3 protein-coding genes are annotated in these 1,153 nt (G+C 47.7%); all 3 read left to right on the forward strand.

The features are described from left to right. On the forward strand, positions 1-410 hold a 410-nt coding region (tnpA, locus tag G3I67_RS14880), incomplete at its 5' end, for an IS66-like element accessory protein TnpA (protein ID WP_163656366.1). After that, complete coding sequence (tnpB, locus tag G3I67_RS14885) at positions 407-751, forward strand: IS66 family insertion sequence element accessory protein TnpB (protein ID WP_163656368.1); 345 nt, start codon at positions 407-409, stop codon at positions 749-751. The genes tnpA and tnpB, both read left to right, overlap by 4 nt. A 102-nt stretch (positions 752-853) precedes the next feature. After that, on the forward strand, positions 854-1,153 hold a 300-nt coding region (locus G3I67_RS14890; protein ID WP_203583692.1), incomplete at its 3' end, for an IS66 family transposase.

A 1,153-nucleotide genomic window follows, 5' to 3' on the forward strand; every position in this document is an offset into this window, starting at 1 on the left:
TTGAGATGCTAGAAAAATCTATTTCCCCTCCGCCTCTGGACTGGGTAGCTCCAATTAGGCAGGTTCGTAAAAACCGTTCAATTGAAGAAAAGAGAAAAATCGTTCTTCAGTCATTATCACCGACCACTTCAATCGCAGCGGTCGCTCGGTCTCACAACATCAATCCGAATTTATTGCATACATGGCGCTGGCAATATCGTCGCGGAGAACTAGATGAAAAAAATTCCACCGCGCCTTTGATACCTGTTCGTATTGAACAGCAGACTTCTGCTTCGGTCAACTCCACAATCGCTGCCCCGGACGCGGCTGCGGGCCACCTTGAAATCATTGTCGATGATGCGAGAGTTCTCGTTTACGGATCGGTTCAAAGCGAAGTGATACATGCAGTCTTCAGGGCGTTGCGTCGATGATCGGCTTTCCTTCTGGCACGCGCGTCTGGCTTGCTGCCGGCGTGACGGACATGCGCCGGGGATTTGATGGGTTGGCGGCATTGGTTCAAGGCTCATTGCTGGAAGACCCATTCAGTGGTCATGTGTTTGTATTTCGTGGTCGAAAGGGTGATCGGATCAAGGTGCTTTGGTGGTGTGGTGATGGGATGTGCATGTTTGCCAAGCGTCTAGAGCATGGTCACTTTGTCTGGCCCGATGCGCAATCAGGCAGCGTGCATTTAACCCACGCCCAGTTATCAATGTTGCTTGAAGGGATTGATTGGAGAAGACCGATTAGAACGCATCGTCCGACACAGGTTTGATGAGTTGTACCGCAGTAACAGTCAAGCTGCATGCGAAACAAGATTTGATGGTGTCATAAATTTCGATAGGAATTTATGTTTCTGTTTGCTAGGATATGACCTATGCAAATCAAACGCCAACTCCCTGACAATGTCGCTGAATTACAAGCGATGCTGTTTGCGCAGTTTGCCGCGTTTGATGAATTGAAACACGAGCATGAGACGCTTAAATCCTCCAAGCTGGATGATAAAGAAGAGATCAAACGTTTAAATCTGTTGCTCGATAAACTCAAGCGCATGTTGTTTGGTCAGAAGTCCGAGAAACTGATTGCCCAAGTCAATCAACTTGAGCTGGAAATTGAAGAGTTAGAAATCAATCAAGGCATCCGAGCATCAATAATCGAGACCAAAGCTGATGCCCCA

It is taken from the genome of Sheuella amnicola (genome assembly GCF_010499255.1).
GTDB classification, from domain to species: Bacteria; Pseudomonadota; Gammaproteobacteria; order Burkholderiales; family Burkholderiaceae_B; genus Zwartia; species Zwartia amnicola.

Coding starts and splice junctions, on each gene's coding strand:
- tnpB (WP_163656368.1), top strand. CDS start 407: ATGATCGGCTTTCCTTCTGGCACGCGCGTCTGGCTTGCTGCCGGCGTG.